The sequence below is a fragment of the Bradyrhizobium sp. SZCCHNS2022 genome (genome assembly GCF_032377575.1).
Taxonomy (GTDB): Bacteria; Pseudomonadota; Alphaproteobacteria; order Rhizobiales; family Xanthobacteraceae; genus Bradyrhizobium; species Bradyrhizobium aeschynomenes.
The window spans coordinates 6,161,548-6,178,084 of record NZ_JAUHHZ010000001.1; the positions used below are offsets into that span (position 1 = coordinate 6,161,548).

General features: G+C 66.2%; 14 protein-coding genes. 10 read left to right on the forward strand and 4 right to left on the reverse strand.

Features of this window, described 5'->3' with window-relative positions:
* Positions 1–10: 10 nt before the first annotated feature.
* The 5 genes from QXZ94_RS27625 to QXZ94_RS27645 are packed head-to-tail and all read left to right on the forward strand — an operon-like array spanning position 11 to position 7,154.
* On the forward strand, positions 11–2,290 hold the full coding sequence (locus QXZ94_RS27625) for an exopolysaccharide transport family protein (protein WP_315723712.1): 2,280 nt from the start codon (positions 11–13) through the stop codon (positions 2,288–2,290).
* The gene (locus QXZ94_RS27630) at positions 2,287–3,444 is read left to right on the forward strand and encodes a glycosyltransferase family 4 protein (RefSeq protein WP_315726556.1); all 1,158 of its coding nucleotides are present in this window, start codon (positions 2,287–2,289) and stop codon (positions 3,442–3,444) included. The genes QXZ94_RS27625 and QXZ94_RS27630 overlap by 4 nt, the downstream gene beginning before the upstream one ends.
* Complete coding sequence (locus tag QXZ94_RS27635) at positions 3,441–4,961, forward strand: lipid II flippase MurJ (RefSeq protein WP_315723714.1); 1,521 nt, start codon at positions 3,441–3,443, stop codon at positions 4,959–4,961. The genes QXZ94_RS27630 and QXZ94_RS27635 overlap by 4 nt, the downstream gene beginning before the upstream one ends.
* Positions 4,958–5,980 (forward strand): polysaccharide deacetylase family protein, encoded by a 1,023-nt coding sequence (locus QXZ94_RS27640; RefSeq protein ID WP_315723716.1) that lies wholly within the window; start codon positions 4,958–4,960, stop codon positions 5,978–5,980. The genes QXZ94_RS27635 and QXZ94_RS27640 overlap by 4 nt, the downstream gene beginning before the upstream one ends.
* The gene (locus tag QXZ94_RS27645) at positions 5,973–7,154 is read left to right on the forward strand and encodes a glycosyltransferase (RefSeq protein WP_315723718.1); all 1,182 of its coding nucleotides are present in this window, start codon (positions 5,973–5,975) and stop codon (positions 7,152–7,154) included. The genes QXZ94_RS27640 and QXZ94_RS27645 overlap by 8 nt, the downstream gene beginning before the upstream one ends.
* 4 nt (positions 7,155–7,158) lie before the next feature.
* On the opposite strand, the gene QXZ94_RS27650 is transcribed toward QXZ94_RS27645, so the two are convergent.
* Positions 7,159–8,343: a glycosyltransferase family 4 protein gene (locus tag QXZ94_RS27650; RefSeq protein ID WP_315723720.1), complete on the reverse strand. Its 1,185-nt coding sequence runs from the start codon at positions 8,341–8,343 to the stop codon at positions 7,159–7,161.
* Positions 8,344–8,475: 132 nt separating this feature from the next.
* On the opposite strand from QXZ94_RS27650, the gene QXZ94_RS27655 reads away from it, so the two are divergent.
* Together QXZ94_RS27655 and QXZ94_RS27660 are read left to right on the forward strand one after the other, a co-directional pair.
* Positions 8,476–9,696, forward strand: coding sequence for a hypothetical protein (locus QXZ94_RS27655; RefSeq protein ID WP_315726558.1), 1,221 nt, complete (start codon positions 8,476–8,478; stop codon positions 9,694–9,696).
* Between the two features lie 174 nt (positions 9,697–9,870).
* Complete coding sequence (locus tag QXZ94_RS27660) at positions 9,871–10,782, forward strand: acyl-CoA acyltransferase (RefSeq protein WP_315723722.1); 912 nt, start codon at positions 9,871–9,873, stop codon at positions 10,780–10,782.
* Positions 10,783–10,839: 57 nt separating this feature from the next.
* Here QXZ94_RS27660 and gmd read toward each other — a convergent pair whose 3' ends face one another.
* Positions 10,840–11,931, reverse strand: a complete 1,092-nt coding sequence (gmd, locus tag QXZ94_RS27665; protein ID WP_315723723.1) for a GDP-mannose 4,6-dehydratase — start codon at positions 11,929–11,931, stop codon at positions 10,840–10,842.
* A gap of 197 nt (positions 11,932–12,128) precedes the next feature.
* On the opposite strand from gmd, the gene QXZ94_RS27670 reads away from it, so the two are divergent.
* Together QXZ94_RS27670 and ipdC are read left to right on the forward strand one after the other, a co-directional pair.
* Positions 12,129–12,329, forward strand: a complete 201-nt coding sequence (locus QXZ94_RS27670; protein ID WP_315723724.1) for a hypothetical protein — start codon at positions 12,129–12,131, stop codon at positions 12,327–12,329.
* Positions 12,330–12,455: 126 nt separating this feature from the next.
* Entirely contained in the window at positions 12,456–14,093 is a 1,638-nt protein-coding gene (gene ipdC / locus QXZ94_RS27675) for an indolepyruvate/phenylpyruvate decarboxylase (RefSeq protein ID WP_315723726.1), read from the forward strand.
* A 5-nt stretch (positions 14,094–14,098) separates the two neighbouring features.
* Here the strand turns inward: ipdC and QXZ94_RS27680 are convergent, their stop codons facing one another.
* Positions 14,099–15,247: a hypothetical protein gene (locus tag QXZ94_RS27680; RefSeq protein ID WP_315723728.1), complete on the reverse strand. Its 1,149-nt coding sequence runs from the start codon at positions 15,245–15,247 to the stop codon at positions 14,099–14,101.
* Between the two features lie 312 nt (positions 15,248–15,559).
* On the opposite strand from QXZ94_RS27680, the gene QXZ94_RS27685 reads away from it, so the two are divergent.
* Positions 15,560–16,162, forward strand: a complete 603-nt coding sequence (locus QXZ94_RS27685) for a helix-turn-helix transcriptional regulator (protein ID WP_315726560.1) — start codon at positions 15,560–15,562, stop codon at positions 16,160–16,162.
* A 126-nt stretch (positions 16,163–16,288) separates the two neighbouring features.
* Here the strand turns inward: QXZ94_RS27685 and QXZ94_RS27690 are convergent, their stop codons facing one another.
* The gene (locus tag QXZ94_RS27690) at positions 16,289–16,534 is read right to left on the reverse strand and encodes a hypothetical protein (protein ID WP_172112836.1); all 246 of its coding nucleotides are present in this window, start codon (positions 16,532–16,534) and stop codon (positions 16,289–16,291) included.
* Between the last annotated feature and the right edge of the window lie 3 nt (positions 16,535–16,537).

Consider the following 16,537-nt stretch of genomic DNA (forward strand, 5'->3'; position numbering starts at 1 on the left):
AGTGCAGATCATGAGGCAGGCGGCTCTCTCGGAGGCCTTGTCGGGCTTTGACGCCGTCGCCCGGATCTGGCGCCGCCGCGGCGTATTCGCCATTGTCGCGGGCGCGGTGCTCGGTCTTGCGATCGCCGCGCTGGTCCTGCTGCCCGTGCGTTATCTGGCCACCGCGTCCGTGATCATCGCGGAGCAGGAACCTGGCGCCAACACCTCGGCGGCCTGGGCGCAGAAGATCGGCGATCCCGCCGACATGGAGAGCCAGCTGCTGGTGATCCGCTCGCCCCGCTTGCTGCGTCAGATCATGTCCTCGCCCGGCGTCGTCGACGCGGTGGTCGGCGAATGCGAGCGTGGTCGTCTGATGGGCTCGACGGATGCGTGCCAGCGTCTCAGGACCGACTCCGGTGCCTTCATCGATCACGTCGACGGCCGTTTCAGCGTCGCCTCGGCCGGCCGCTCGCGCGTCATCAACATCTCTTATCAGTCGGGCAGCCCCGAGGTGGCGAAGACGCTCGCCAATGCGCTGACGCAGACCTTCCTCGAAGACCAGCGCACCGAAGGCGCCAACAGCCGCGAGGTCGCGACCTCCTGGCTCTGGCAGGAGCTGAAGCAGCTCGATCAGCAGCTGCGCGAGTCCGACGAGAAGATCCAGAAATTCCGTCGCACCAAGGGCCTGATGCGCGGCGCCAATGCGCCGATCTCGTCGGAGCGGCTGACCAGCATCGGCCAGCAGCTGTCGCAGGCGGAGGCCGCGCGGGCCGAGGCGGCCGCGCGGCTGCAGGAGATCAAGTCGGAGCAGGAGCGCGGGCCGACCGACGCCCCGTCGGTGCTGCAGAGCCGCACCATCGCCGACCTCAAGCAGCAGCTGACCACGGTCAGCGCCCAGCTCGCGAGCGCCGCCGGCGTGCTCGGCCCGAAGCATCCCTCGATCCTGGCGCTGACGCGCGAGCAGGCGATCATTCAGCAGCGGCTCGTCGAAGAGATGCAGTCGATCGCAGCGAGCGCGCAGAAAACCTTCGACGCCAACAACGCGCTGGTGAACTCGCTGAAGAAGCAGATGGACACGGCCAAGGCCGAGGCCGGCTCGGCGACGTTGGACGAAGCGTCGATCGAGAGCATGGTGCGCGACACCGAGATCAAGCGCCAGCAATATGCCGAGCTGTACAAGAAAGCGAGCGAGCTCGAGACCGAGCGTCGCGTCCTGCGCGGCAGCACGCGCCTCGTCAGTCTCGCCGAGCTGCCGAGCAAGCCGTTCTTCCCGAAGAAGATCCCGTTCCTCGCCGCCGGCCTGACGCTGGCGCTGATCTTCGGCGCCGGCGCCGCGCTGCTCGCCGACCAGCTCGGCTCGCGCGTCATCGAGTCGCCGGTGCCCGCGGCCCCGGACGCATCTGCGCAGCCGACCGACGCCCCCGACGTCGCCGAAGCTCCGACGATCGTCCCGGTCCTGCCCGAGTCCGACGTTGCGCCGCCGGAGATGACGACGACGACGTCTGCCGCATCGCCGGAGCGAAGATCTCATCTCCCGAGCGTCGCCGACGTATCCATCCTGGCCTGCCTGCCGCGCCTGAAGAGCTTGCGGCAGATGTCCGCCCTTGGCGCCATCCTCCAGGGGCATCAGCCGCTCGCGATCCCGCACGTGCTGCGCCTCGCTTCCGAGGACACGGACTTTCAGCACACGCTGCACGACCTCGTCCACGAGCTCGGACTGCAGCAGTCGGCGCGGCCGCACCGCATCGTCGTGACTTCCCCGGACGCCGGCGATGGCAAGACGACCACGGCCTGCGCGCTCGCGGAGCATCTGGCGGCCGCGGGCCGGCGCGTTCTCCTGGTCGAATGCGACATCGCGCATGCACGGTTCGCCGAGGTCATGGCCCTGCCGCCGAGCCAGGGATGGCTGGGCGCGCTGGAGCATGGCACGGCGTTGCACGAGGCGGTGCTGCGCACCGAGCATCCCTGCCTCGATGTGCTTCCCGCGGGCGCGGCCAACGGGCCGGTCGGAGACATCCTCGATGCGATCAGCCTCGACGTTCTGCTCTCCGGCCTCGATGGCTATGACGCCGTCATCGTCGATACGCCCCTGCCGTCGCAACGGGACGACTTCCTGGCGGGCACGGACTGGGTGATCGTCTGCGTGCGCAGCGACCGTTCGCTGATCGAGCCGGCGGTCGCTACGGTGAACAAGAGCAGGGCGCTCGGAGCGATCGACGTCGGCATCGTCGTCACCATGACCGAAGCCGAGCAACACGCCACGACCGCGCCTCAGACCACCCCAGCGCCAGCCTTCGCCGGAGTCGGCTGATGTCGGCCGAGCGCGTCCTGTTCGTCGACCACACCGGACAGATCGGCGGCGCCGAGCTGATCCTGCTCGACGTGGTCCAGGGCCGTCGGGACTCGTCGGCCTTTCTGTTCGAATCGGGGCCGCTCGCCAGGGCATTGTCAGACCGCGGACTGCCCGTGATCGCGTCGCGCTGGGGCCGTGGCCTGTCGCAATTCAGGCGCGACAGCTCGTGGCTCAGGGCGTTGCCGCTGTTCGGCCGTCTTGCTGCGATCACTGCCGAGCTCGCACGCGTCGCCCGCCGCCATGACGTGGTCTACGCGAATTCGCAGAAGGCGTTCGTGCTGGCGGCGATCGCCAACATCGTGGCGCGCCGGCCGCTGATCTGGCATCTGCACGACATCATCAGCCCGGCCCATTTCGGCAAGCTACAGCGGCGTATGCAGGTGTTCCTCGCCAATCGCTTCGCCGCGAAGGTGATCGTTCCGTCCGAGGCGGCCGCCGCCGCGTTCATCGATGCGGGCGGCCGGCGCTCGCTGGTCGAGGTCGTGCCCAACGGCCTGGCCATCGAGCCCTTGCCGGTGTCGCAGCAGGAGCTGAGGCAGCGCCTCGGCCTGCCGTCCGGACCGCTGGTCGGCGTCTTCAGTCGGCTCGCACAATGGAAGGGCCAGCACGTCCTGATCGAGGCGCTGGCCAAGCTGCCCTGCGTTCATGGCATCGTCGTCGGCGACGCTCTGTTCGGCGAGCAGGACTATGCGACCGAGCTGAAGCGGCTTGTCGCCGAGCTCGGCCTCGGTGATCGCGTTCACTTCCTCGGCCATCGCAGCGATGTGCCGCTGTTGATGCAGGCCGTCGATGCGATGGTGCACCCGTCGATCGATCCCGAGCCATTCGGTCGTACCCTGGTCGAAGCCATGCTCGCGGGTGTTCCGGTCATTGCGACCGATGCCGGCGCTGCGCCCGACATTCTGGAGCATGGTCGCGCCGGCATGCTCGTTCCGCCCGGCGACGCGCGGGCGCTGGCCGAGGCCTTGGATGCCGTGCTCGTCGAGCCGGAGATCCTCAAGCCGCAGCTCGACTACGCTGCGCGCCGCGCGCGCACGCACTACGGTCTCGCGCGCATGCTCGACTCCATCGGACTTCTGATCCGCAGCGTCGGTGCTGGAGCGGCGGTGTGAGCGCCTCCGGTCACTCGCTCAAGCGCTTCAGTGCGCTGCTGATCAGCGGTGCGCTGGCGAGCAAGCTGCTCGGCTTCGCCCGCGAGGTGCTGATGGCGCATGTGCTGGGCGCCTCGCTGATCGCGGACGGGTTCCGTGCCGCCATGGCCGCCGTGCTCATCCCGCTCGCTTTCCTGCAGAACGAGAGCGTGCCGGCGATCATGATCCCGATGCATCGCGAGGCGCTGCAGCGGCCGAATGCCGCGCGCAGCCTGGGTGCGCTGACGATCGTCATCGCCGTCGTCTCGAGCGCGGTGACCGCGATCATCCTGCTGCTCGGCGAGCTCTGGGTGAGCGCGGTCGTCGGCGGCTTCTCGGCGGAGGGGCGCGAGCTCACCTTGCATTTCGTGCGCATGATGGCGTTCGGCATGCCGGCCTCGGCGGTCCTCAACGTGCTCGCGGCCGGCGAGATCGCGCTTGGCCGCACCCGGCTGACCAATGTCCGAGCCAGCCTGCTGAACGTCGCAGTGATCGGCGGCATCGGCCTGCTCGCGCTGACCGGCGATGCCTATATGCTCGCCTGCGCCTTCACCGTCGCCTTCAATGGCCTTGCGGCGTGGGGGCTGTTCTCGCTGTGGCGCGAGGGCGAGTTGAGCTTCTCCGGACTGACCGTCCGCATGGTCGCCGACAAGGGCATCGAGTTCTTCAAACGGCTGCGCGTGCTGCTCGCGCTGCCGCTCGCCGAGCAGGGCAATGTCTGGATCGAACGTCTCACCGCGTCGCGCCTGACCACGGGGGCCGTCGCGTCGCTGGACTACGCCCGCTCCCTGACCGAAAGCGCACTGCTCCTGATCAGCCAGCCGCTCGGCATGGCCGTGCTGTCGCAGCATGCGCCGGGCGATCCGCGGGCCCAGACCGAGGCGCTGCTCCGGCCGCTGCTCGCGCTGACCCTGCCGGCATCCGCGTTCCTCCTGGTGTTCTCGACCGATATCGTGCGCCTGATCTATTTCCGCGGTGCGTTCGGTGACGAAGCGCTGCTGCTGACCTCGCACGCTCTGAAGGGCATTGCCTGCGGCGTGTGGGCCGCGACGCTTGGCTGGATCCTGATCCGGCTGCTCAACGGTGCCGGCCGCAACGGCGTCGCCGCGCTGATCATCGTCTCGGCCTATCTGTCCAACATCAGCTTCAATCTGCTGACTCATCTGTTCGACCCGTCACCGGCCGCCGGCATGCAGCTGCTTGGCATCGGGGAGGCGATCCGCAGCCTGGTGCTGCTGGGTGGCGTCGTCTTCGTGCTCGGCGATGCGCGAAAGCTCCTGCTCGTGATCGGCCTGGCGCTGCTGCCGACGGCGTTGATGGTCGTCCTCGGCATGATGATCCAGGACGCAGTCCCGACCCTGCTGCCGCGTCTGTTCCTCGGCGGTTTGGCGTATCTGCTCTGCCTTGCTTTCGCGATCGGAATTCTGCTGCCGTCCAATGTGGCCGCTGCGTTCAGGCATGTTCGTCGCACGTTCAAGATGAAGGGAGAGCTGAGTTGACGATTTTGGCCCTCGCCGCCGCCAAGGCCATGATGGCGTCCAGCGCATTCGTTCTTCCGCTCGCCAAGGCCGCCGACCGCGTGCTCGGTCCGCGCGGCTGCTGCTTGACCTTCCACCGTGCGGCGCCGTCGCAGCAATGGGAGCGTCTGCCCAACCGTGACTTCTACGTCGATGCCGATTTTCTCGACCGCTTCCTCGGCTATGTCCGCGATCAGGGCTGGGATGTCGTGACCATCAGCGAGGCGTTGCGTCGGGCGGCGGGCGCCGAGTCGACCGGCCGCTACGTCAATTTCTCGATCGATGATTGCTACCGCGACACGTTCGAGCTGCTGGTGCCGGTGTTTCGTCGGCACAATGTGCCGGTGACGCTGTTCGTCACCACGGGGATTCCCGACGGCACCTTGCCGCTGTGGGCGGCCGGCCTCGAGGATGCGCTGCTGAGCGAGGATTGCGTGACGGTCGATGGTGAGGAGATGACGCTCTCGAGCCCCGAGCGGCGCCGCGCGGCGTTCGCCCAGATTGCGGCAAGCTGGGACGGCCCGCAGGCGGCTGATCGTTACGCCGCGTTCTGTGCCACCAACGGCATCGACATCGATGCAATGCATTGGAAGCATGCGATCTCCTGGGAGATGCTCGAGACGCTGGCACGCGATCCGTTGGTCGAGATCGGCGCGCACACGGTGTCGCATGCGCGGATCGCCTCACTGTCCCCTCGGGACGCGATGCACGAGCTGGCAGACGCGCGGCTGCGTCTGAACGCGCGGCTCGGACTCGAGGTGGAGCACTTCGCGTTTCCCTACGGGCGCGCGGCCGATTGCGGTCCGCGCGATTTCGTGCTCGCGCAGCAGGCGGGATTTGCCAGCGCTGCGACCACGCGCAAGGGGCTGGTCCATGCCGGCCAGGATCCGTTCTCGATCCCGCGCAACACCATGAATGGATCGCATCGCTCCGTCGCGGCGATGGAAATGCATCTGACGGGTCTCAGCGGTGCCGCAGCAAAGGTGATGGGCCGTGTCTAGCAGGGGGCGTTTGCGGATCGTCTCGATTGCGCATCCGGCCACCAGCAGCGAAGCCGGCCGGCTGCGTTATCGTCATCTCGCGTCCCGGCCGGACGTCGATCTGCACCTCGTCATGCCGGAGGTGTGGAAGGAGTTCGGCCGCACGATCACCGCTGCGCCCTTTGACGACCGTTATCCGGTCCATCGCCTGCCGATCCGGCTGCCGGACGTCGGCCCGATGAAATGGTATCTGCATTTCTATCCGGCCTTGCGCCGGCTGTTGCGCGAGCTCGATCCCGACGTGATTCACCTTTGGGAGGAGCCGTGGAGCATCGTGGCATTGCAGGCGCAGATGCTGCGCGGCCGTGCAGCGCTGGTGCTGGAGGTCGACCAGAACATCCTGAAGCGGCTGCCGCCGCCGTTCGAGGCGATCCGCAGGTTCGTCCTTGGCCGCACCGACCACATTCTATCGCGCAGTCCCGCGGCAACCGATGTCGTCCAGGCGCGCGGCTATGCGGGTCCGGTGACGCCCATCGGCTATGGTGTCGATCTCGCGACCTTTGCTCCGGCCGGCGAGCGGCCGACCCGGACTGCGGATGTGCCGCTGCGGCTTGGCTATGTCGGCCGGCTCGTGGCCGAGAAAGGCCTCGATGACGCCCTCGAGGCGCTCGCGCGCACGAGGTCTGCCGCCACGCTGAGCATCATGGGCGAAGGCCCGCACGAGGCGCATCTGCGCCAGCGGGTGAAGGAACTCGGCCTGGGCGATCGCGTCGATCTGCAAGGATGGGCCTCGCCAGCCGAAGTGGCGTCGTTCCTGCGCGGGCTGGATGCGCTGCTGCTGCTGACACGGACGACCGGTGCGGTGCGCGAGCAGTTCGGCCGGGTCATCATCGAGGCGCAGGCCTGCGCCGTTCCGGTGATCGGATCGACCTGCGGTGCCATTCCGGACGTGGTCGGCGAAGGCGGCTGGATCGTGCCGGAGCGTGATCCGCACCGCCTGTGTCGACTGATCGACGATCTCACGGCCGATCGGCTGGAGCTGGCGACGTGCGCACGGGCCGCGCGCGCCAATGTGCTGGCGCGTTTCACCTACGAGGCCGTCGCAAGCGCGATCGAGACGGCGTGTCGTGCTGCAGACATGTCGAGGAATGCGTCCCGCATGGTGCAGCGGCAGCCGCTCCAGGCGAGCCGTTAGCGCGCTATGCTTTGGCCGACACCGTCATCGCGGACTGGCTCGGCGCCCGCTTCGCTGCATCGATCTGCCTGAGCAGCTCGATATATCTCAGCCCGACCTCATCCCAGCCATAGCGCTGCGCCGTCGCGCGCGCGCCGTCCCGGAGCCGCTGCAGCAGCGCGGGATCATCGAGCACCGCAGCGATCCTGGTCGCGATGTCCTCCGCGTCCATCCGGACACGAAAGCCGTTGATGCCATCGCGGAGGTAGTCCTCGATGCCGCCGGCCGGCGTTGCGAACACCGGGACCCCGCAGGCCATCGCCTCCATGCAGACCAGCGAAAACGTCTCGTAGCTCGTCGGCAGGACGAACGCGTCGGCGGCGGAGTAGAGCGCGGGCATGTCGGATCGCGAGCCGGCAAAGATGAGCCGATCCTGCGCCTTGCGCGTCAGCTTGCGATAGGGTGCCGGATTGTCCGAGCCGACCACCAGCAGCCGGACCTCGTCGCCGAGCCGGTCGAGCGCGCCGACGACATGGGCCAATCCCTTGCGATGGAATTCGTGCCCGACGAACAGCAGCACGCGCGCATGCGTCGGAATGCCGAACTCGTGCCGGATCGCTTGCCCCGCCTGCTCATTCCGGCTGAAGCGATGGAGATCGATTCCATTGGAGATGACATGAACGCGTGAGGATGGAACGCGATAGAAGCGCTGCAGCTCCGCGGTCACGCGCTCCGACACTGCGACGAAGGCGCGATAGCGAAGCCCGCCGATCATGAACCGGTCGCGCAAGGCCACCCAGAGATGCATGGGATTGAGCAGCCAGCGCCAGCTGCCGGCGGCACGCTTCTCGGCAAGGCTCTGCGCATTGACTGCGTGAACGATCAGCAGGTCGCCTTTGAGACTGTCACCGTGGCTGATGACGAGGGCGTCAGGATGATGCGCAAGCGCCCGGGTCGCTGCGAGCGTGAACAGCGGCACGACGACGGCGCGACCGATGTACCGGAAGAGCCCGCGGGTCGGAATCCGCGCAAGCCATGGCGCAACCCGCTCCACCCGGATCGACTGTTCGAGATTTTCAGCCACCGTGCTGGCCAGAACGACATTCGATAAACCATTCCGGCCGAAAACACGTGCAAGCTCGATGGCAACGGTTTCCACGCCGCCGGCATTGCTTATCTCTTGAACGACCTGGACGATCTCAAACGTCATTACGGACATCTACGGGACTAGACATTGCGACTTCGTTCCAATCTGCTGGTCATTAGCATAGTGCTATTAACGATTGGCTCGGCAACTCCAGGCGTTGCCGACGTTGTGAACGGTGCTGCGATCCGGTCTCTCATGGGCGGCGGCAATCTCGTCACGCATCTCGCCGGCAAGAGCACCCAGCTGTACCAGGCGCTGCATGGCGTCGGCGCCAGGATGGGCCGGATGGATTCCTATGGCTGGCGTACGCTCGCGCGTGTTCCGACGCCGCGGGATTTCGATGCGGCCATGCTCGAGGCGCACAGGAACGGCATCACGCCGCTGATCCTGCTCGAATATGAAGGCAGCTATCAAACCCTGAACCCGCCGCAGCCGATCGGGTCCTATCAGGACTGGTTTGCTGCGGGGCAGGCGATGGCGAAGCGGTTTCGCCCGGGAGGCGATTGGGGCCAGGAAAACGGCATTCCCGACTGGGGCGCAACCATCTTCACGGCAATCAACGAGCCCGACGTGCAGGCCTCGATTCCGCGCAAGGACTACCACGATGCGTTGGCGGGGCTGGCCGACGGTGTCCATAGCGTCGATCCGAAGCTGCGGGTCGTTCCCGGCGGCTTCGCGACCTGCAACTCGCATGGCGACGCGACGCTGCGCGGCTATGGGCCGGCGATTGCCGATCTGCTCGCGGACGGGCGGCTCGACGGGATCGATCTTCACACCTACTACAATGATCGATGGTATCCAATGACCAGGGGACGCGAGTTCTCGGTGCAGACCTGCTTCGATCGCGTCAAGCAGGCGATGGGCCTTCGTCGGGATGTCAACTTCTACACCACCGAGTTCAACGTCGCGCGCGCTGGCGCATGGGATAACGAGCAGGTGGCGGCCAGATTGTTTCTGAGTGCGATCTGGGATCAGCTCGCCGTGGTTGGGCAGGATGGTCGTTCGCCGGTCTCGGTGGTGGCTTTTCCCTGGAATCTCGGCGACACGCCGCGTGTCGATGGCCTCGCTTATGCGATGGCCAGCGGTGAGGATCCGTGGGTGCCCGAGGCGCGCAGCCTGGTCTTGAAGACGGTGCTGCAGCTCGCCGGCCACATGAGCATCGTGTCGATCGACCGGCAGCTCGCGCTTTATCGGTTGAGCGGCGCCGATGCCGAGCTGATCGTCTGGCAGAACATCGCCGGGTGGACCGAGCGGCCAGGCCGCGCGGTCGAGATCGAATTGCCCGATTGGGCGCGCAGCCTCGAAGTGTGGGGATGGGACGGGCTGCAGCGTCGCATCGACGTCAGGCCCGGCCGCTTCTTCGTCGACGGGCTCAACGCCAACGAGACCTACATGTTTCGCGTGCCGCGGCCGTGACCGGCCGCTACGCCGCTGACGATGGCGGACGGCGGAATCCATGTCGCGCGTTAACGCGATGGTAATGACAGCCCGATGTGGTTCACTGCGGCACGCCGATTTTAGGCTAATTGCAGCGGTATCATCGCTTGCTGCGGCGAGCGCGCACAACGTTCTTGGTCGAGTCAATCCGGAATGCTGCCGATCAGAAAGACCGGTCTTGCGAGCGAGGGGGCTGCGCCGGCCCAGCCGGTCATTGGCGTGCGCATCCGCGAGATTGGAATGGCCGATCTTGCTGCAGTTGCTGCGTTGCTGACGCGCGGCTTCCCGTTCCGCCGTGAGGATTATTGGTTGCGCGGGCTCGAGCGCCACGCCGCCCGTCCACGGCCCGCGGGCTATCCGGCATTCGGCTATTGTCTCGACCATGGCGGCACGCCGGTCGGCGTCATCCTGCTGCTGTTTTCCGAAGTGCAGTGCGACGGCGCATCGATCGTCAGGGCCAATGTCTCCAGCTGGTATGTCGAGGCCGCTTTCCGTGCCTTCAGCTCGATGCTGGTTCGCGCGGCCACGCGCGACAAGACCGTGACATACTTCAATATCACGCCGGCGCCGCACACCTGGCCGCAGGTCGAGGCGCAGGGCTTTTCGGTCTATTGCCGCGGCCAGATCTACGCGGCCCTGGCATTGTCACCGCCGAAGGCCGGAGTGACGATCGGCGAGTTCGCGGAGAGCGATTCAGCGGGGCTCTCCGCCTATGAGGCCGACCTGTTGCGGCAGCATGCGGACTGGGGCTGCCTCAGCATGGTCGTGCGTGAGGCGGGCATCGCTTATCCGTTCGTGTTTCAGAAACACCGGGTCAAGAACTGGCTGCCGGTCCACAGGCTGCTCTATGTTCGGGATATGGCCGATGTCGCCCGCTTTGCCGGCGCGATCGGACGGTTTCTGCTCCGTCGGGGCGGCCTCCTGGTGCGGCTCGATGCCAACGCGCCGATGACCGGGCTCGTCGGCTGGTACTCCGACCGGCGCGGCCGGAAATACGCCAAAGGACCACATCCGCCTGATCTCGGCGATCTTGCTTTCACCGAGGCTGCGCTGTTCGACGCATAGAGCAGTGACGCGGCAGAAACGTCACCAGGGAGCTCCGGCCGCCGATGTCCGCGCCCGTTACTCGTGGCGCGTGAAATAGCGGAAGCCATGCTGCTTGATCAGCTCGTCGCGCTTGGCCGATTCGAGATCTTCCCGCATCATCTCGCGGACCAGCTCCGCAAACGTCGTCCGCGGCACCCAGCCGAGCTTCTGCTTGGCCTTCGATGCGTCGCCGAGCAGGGTCGCCACCTCGGTCGGCCGGAAATAGCGCGGGTCGACCGAAACGAGGCACTTGCCGGTGGCGGCGTCATAGCCCTTCTCGTCGGCGCCGCTGCCTCTCCATTCCAGTGCGAGGCCGATCTCGTCAGCCGCCAGATTGACGAAGTCGCGCACCGAGTGCTGCACGCCGGTGGCGATGACGTAGTCTTCTGCCTCGTTCTGCTGCAGCATCATCCACTGCATCTCGACATAGTCGCGGGCGTGCCCCCAGTCGCGCAGCGCATCGAGGTTGCCGAGATAGAGATGGTCCTGCAGATCGAGGTGGATGCGGGCGAGCGCACGGGTGATCTTGCGGGTGACGAACGTCTCGCCCCTGACCGGCGACTCGTGATTGAAGAGGATGCCGTTGCAGGCATACATGCCGTAGGCCTCGCGGTAATTCACCGTGATCCAGTAGGCGTAGAGCTTCGCGACGGCATAGGGGGACCGCGGGTAGAAAGGCGTCGTCTCCCGCTGCGGGACCTCCTGCACCAGTCCATAGAGCTCCGACGTCGAGGCCTGATAGAATCGCGTTTCCTTCTCGAGACCGACGATGCGAATGGCTTCGAGCAGCCGCAGCGTGCCGAGCGCGTCGGAATTGGCCGTGTACTCCGGCTCCTCGAAGGAGACGGCCACATGGCTCTGCGCCGCCAGATTGTAGATCTCGTGCGGGCGGACCTCGCCGACGATGCGGATGAGGCTGGAGGAATCCGTCAGGTCGCCATAATGCAGCCGGAACGGCGGATCCGACTCATGCGGATCCAGATAGAGATGGTCGATCCGATCGGTATTGAACAGGGATGAGCGGCGCTTGATGCCGTGGACCTCGTAGCCCTTGCTGAGCAGCAATTCGGCGAGATAGGCGCCGTCCTGACCCGTGACCCCGGTGATGAGCGCTCGCTTCTTGGTCATGAAAGGTCAGAACCCCGCTTGAATTTTCCCGGCAGTGTACCGTCTCGGCGATGGTCAATCCAGCTTGTAGCCACCTTGTGGGGTCGGTATCGACCGCGCGTTTTGCGCGCCGAATGCGGCGGCGGCGCTCCGTGACGGCGGACACAGTGCGAAAAGCCCCCATGGCCCATGGTCGCCGGCAACGGAGGAGGCGATCCATGTCCTACATGCTCGATCTGGTGCTGGCAGCGGCGCTGCTGTTCTTTCTGTTTCTGCCGATCACCGATCGCAGGACGGTCATGCTGAAGCTCGGCATGATGACTGCGGCTGTGATCCTGTTCGCGGCGGTGCTGGTCGCGCCGCATGCTGCCGCGCCGGCTGCCCCGTCGGCCCAGGCCCAGCTGGTCACGCGAAACTAGCGGCTCGTGATGTGGCGGCGAGCGTGTGGTGGAGGCGTCGGCAGAGGTTGAACGGCGGCGTGATTGGCAGCGCATCCCTGATCGTGTAGCACCGGCCGAACGCCACGCACACCCCGGAGGATCCGGATGCCCGCTCTGTCCCATGCGCTGCTTGCCGCTCTGAAGGATCACGGCGCGCGCGAGATCTTCGGAATACCCGGCGATTTCGTGCTGCCGCTGTTCAAGGTCATCGAGGAAAGCAGCATTCTGCCGAGCGTGACGCTCAGTCATGAACCGGCGGTCGGCTTCGCGGCCGATGCTGCGGCCCGCTATCATGGCGGGCTCGGCGTCGCCGTGGTGACCTATGGCGCAGGCGCCTTCAATGTCGTCAATGCCGTGGCGGGCGCCTATGCCGAGCGTTCGCCGGTCGTGGTCATCGCCGGCGCACCGGGTGCGCGTGAGCGCGTCTCCGGATTCCTGCTGCACCACCAGGCGCGCACCGTCGACACCCAGCTTTCGGTGTTCAAGGAGGTCACCTGCGATCAGGCGGTGCTCAGCGATCCCGCCACCGCGCCGGCCCAGATTGCGCGCGTGCTGCGCAGCGCGAAGGAAATGTCGCTGCCGGTCTATATCGAATTCCCGCGCGACATGGTCGATGCGGAGGTCGACCCGGTGCGGCCGTTGCCCCCGCGCGCGGCCAACCGCGAGGCGCTGGACGAATGCGTCGACGAGATTCTGTCGCGCATCGCCAGCGCCCAGCGTCCGGTGATCGTCGTCGATGTCGAAATCCGCCGCTATGGCGTCGAGGACCGGATCGCGGCGCTCGCGCGCAAGCTCGGCCTGCCGTTGGTCACCACCTTCATGGGGCGCGGCCTGCTCGACAACGCCGACGACGTCGTCGCCGGCACCTATCTCGGCGCGGCCGGCAATCCGGCCATCACCCAGCTCGTCGAGGATGCCGATCTCGTGCTGATGCTCGGCGTCATTCTGTCGGATACCAATTTCGCGTTGTCGAACCGGGCACCTGATCCCCGCCGCACGATCCTGGCCGCCAGCCGCGAGGTGCAGATCGGGCATCACGCCTATCGCGACATGCCGCTTGGTGATCTCATCGACGCGCTGGAGGCGCGCGCCACGCCGCGGGCGACCGCTGCGGGCCTCCTCCGGCAACGCTCGACCTATCCTCGCGGTCTTGCGGCGGACGATCTGCCCATCGCGCCGTCGGACATCGCAACCGCGATCAACGACATGTTCGACCGGCATGGCCGGATGCCGATGACCTCGGATATCGGTGACTGCCTGTTCACGGCCATGGAGATCGACAACACGGCGCTGGCGGCGCCGGGCTACTATGCCGGAATGGGCTTCGGCGTGCCCGCCGGAATCGGCGTCGCCTCCACCGGCCTGCGGCCGCTGATCCTGGTCGGCGACGGCGCATTCCAGATGACCGGCTGGGAGCTCGGCAACTGCCGCCGCTATGGCCTCGATCCCATCGTCGTGCTGTTCAACAACTGCAGCTGGGAGATGCTGCGCGTGTTCCAGCCGGAGTCGCGCTTCAACGATCTCGACGACTGGCACTATGCCGAGATCGCCAACTCCATCGGCGGCACCGGCGAGCGTGTCACCACCCGCGCCGAGCTCGTGGCCGCGCTCGAGCGCGCCGTGCATCGGCGCGGGCGCTTCTCGCTGATCGAAGTGATGCTGCCGCGCGGCAAGACCTCGGACACGCTGGCGCGCTTCGTCGCCGGCTTCAAATCGGCTCGCGAACGGATGGCCAAGGGGTAAGTCAATCAGCCGGTTGCCGAGCGCAGCGCCGTCTTGATGGCGTCGCGGCCTTTCCAGGCGATGTAGGTCAGGCGGTCGCCGAACGAGCGGTGGCTGCGCAGCCGGTTGGAGCCGAGCACGTGTCCGACCTCGTCCGGGAAGCGCTTGACCTCGTCCTGGACCATCTTGGCCGTGTTGCTCATGATCGCGCTCAGACGATTGCCCCAGTCCGACTCCTCGATCCTGTCGATGCGAACCTGGATGGCATATTCGATATCATAGATGTTGGTCAGAATTTCCTTGGCCGTCACGACGCGGTTGTTCTTCAGGGCAACGCGTAGCGCGAGGCGCTTGTCCTCGAGCTGGTCGAGCACCATCGGCACGGTCATGGCGTAGGGCGCCGTGATCACATCGGCGACGTTCTTGGAGCGCGCCGCCTTGGTCGCCAGACGCATCACCTGCCAGGGCTCCTTCAGGCGCTTGGCAACCAGCGTCAGCGCAAAGGGCACGGCCTCAGGCTCTTTCTTGCGTAGGCCGTCGAGCAGCAGCGCCATCTTCTTGACCTGCGGGTCGTCGAATTCCGCGATCCTGTCCGGCAGCGAGTCGGCAAATTTCGCCAGCTCCTCGCGGGCGCGCAGCGCCTTCATCAGCTTGACGACGTCGTCGAACACAGACGGAGAGGCCGTGTAGGCCTTGAGCTTGTCGCGAACCTGCTCGATGCCGTCGGCTCGCCCCAGCGTACCTTCCAGGGACTTCGTCACCTTCGTCTGAAACGCGCTCGCGGTCTTGAGGATCTCGCGCTGCTTGTCGGCCGCGATCAGGTCCCTCATCTGCGCATTGTAGTCGCGGGCCATGGTCGGGAGCAGGTCGCGCGAAATCCATTCCCAGATCGGCGTCAGCGAACCGCGGGCAATGCGGCCTTCGTTGGCATGCTCCGGCGAGCCGTCGATGAGAAGCTGCTCGACCGGCATGAAGAAATAGCGCGACGGATTGATGGTGCGATGACCGCCGGCGCCGTTGTTGCGGATCTCGGCGCGCAACCGGGCCTGGAGATCGGCCGACCCGGGCATGTCGACGCCGCTCAGCTCCAGTCGTTCGAGCTCGCTGAGCAGACAGCTCCGCGTCAACGGCGACAACCGCTGCAGGAATTCCCAGATCCGGTCGACCGGTCCCATGGTGTATCCGGCTGTCTGCTCGAGGTCTCGACGGCTCGTCTCAACGGACGAGAACGGGCGCATCGAACCACGAAACAGTTGGTGCCAAATTAATATCCGTAAATAATGGTCGGAATGCACGATGGAGTTGATAGCCCGCGAAGGCGGGACATTCACGGAGCCGAACAAGCCCCCTGACGCTCTGGGTTAACTTTCTCGAACTGCAACTCTTGAGAGAAATATCGACGATCGCGCGAGTTGGCCGAAATATCCCGTATTGTTACGGCTTCGAATGTTAACCATGTCAAAGCCGCGGTTGCGCCAGAATGGGGCATGCCACAGCTCAGCAACAGCCTTTCTGACGATCGCGCCGTCCCGGTTCCGGCCACGAAAGTTAACGACCATGGCGTCGCGGTGGCCCGTGAGGGTGCGCTCGCGGTGGAGCCCTGCGATGATCAGGACTCAATCGCGCTGGCGCGCCAGCTCAACGGCTCGCTCACGGCCCTGATGCTCTACATGGGCGAGATCAAGCAGCGCAGCGACGAGATTGCCCGTAGTCCCGGTGAGCGCCGGCACGTGCAGATCGTGGTCGACAACGCGCTGCTGCAGACCGAGCGTGTGTGCGCCCTCGTGAACAAGATTTCCGGTGCGCAGGGCCAGTTCGGTCCGCTGTCGCGCACGGGCTCTGCGCGTGACCAGGAGCCGGCGGCGGCTGCAGCGTCCATGCGCTCGGGCCGTGCCAGCAGATCGCTGACCCCGCGCGAGCGCGAGGTTTTGAAGCTGATCAGCGATGGCCATTCGAACAAGGAAGGAGCCTTGCGGATGGGCATCAGCCCTCGCACCTTCGAGAGCCACCGGGCCGAGGCCATGCGCAAGCTCGGCGCACGCAACACCGCCGAACTGGTCCGCGCGGCGCTTCTCAACCAGATCGGATGATCGTCGGCGCGGGGGCGTGGCCCGCCCGTGCAGCGGGTTGAGCTCGTCGTCATGTGCTGACGTACTCCGCCGAGAGCCCGATCAGGTCCGTTGCACGAACGGATCGGGGGCCGGCTCGCAGTACGATCAGAAATAGTCCTCTGCGAAAGGACGAACGCGGGAGGTCGGCCGCAGCGGCGCCTGGGCCTTTGGCGGCGTCGGGACGATGGTAATGGTCCAACGCGGCGGTACGCTTGCTTCCTTTTCCATCACGGAACGGACGTGGCCGGTGATCGTCGCGCCACCGGATTTCACGGTCGCGGTCCGGCCGTTGAACTGCGCAATTCGGAAACGCCTGACTTCCTTCTGGTCGGCGGTTTCAAAAGTAAACATGGG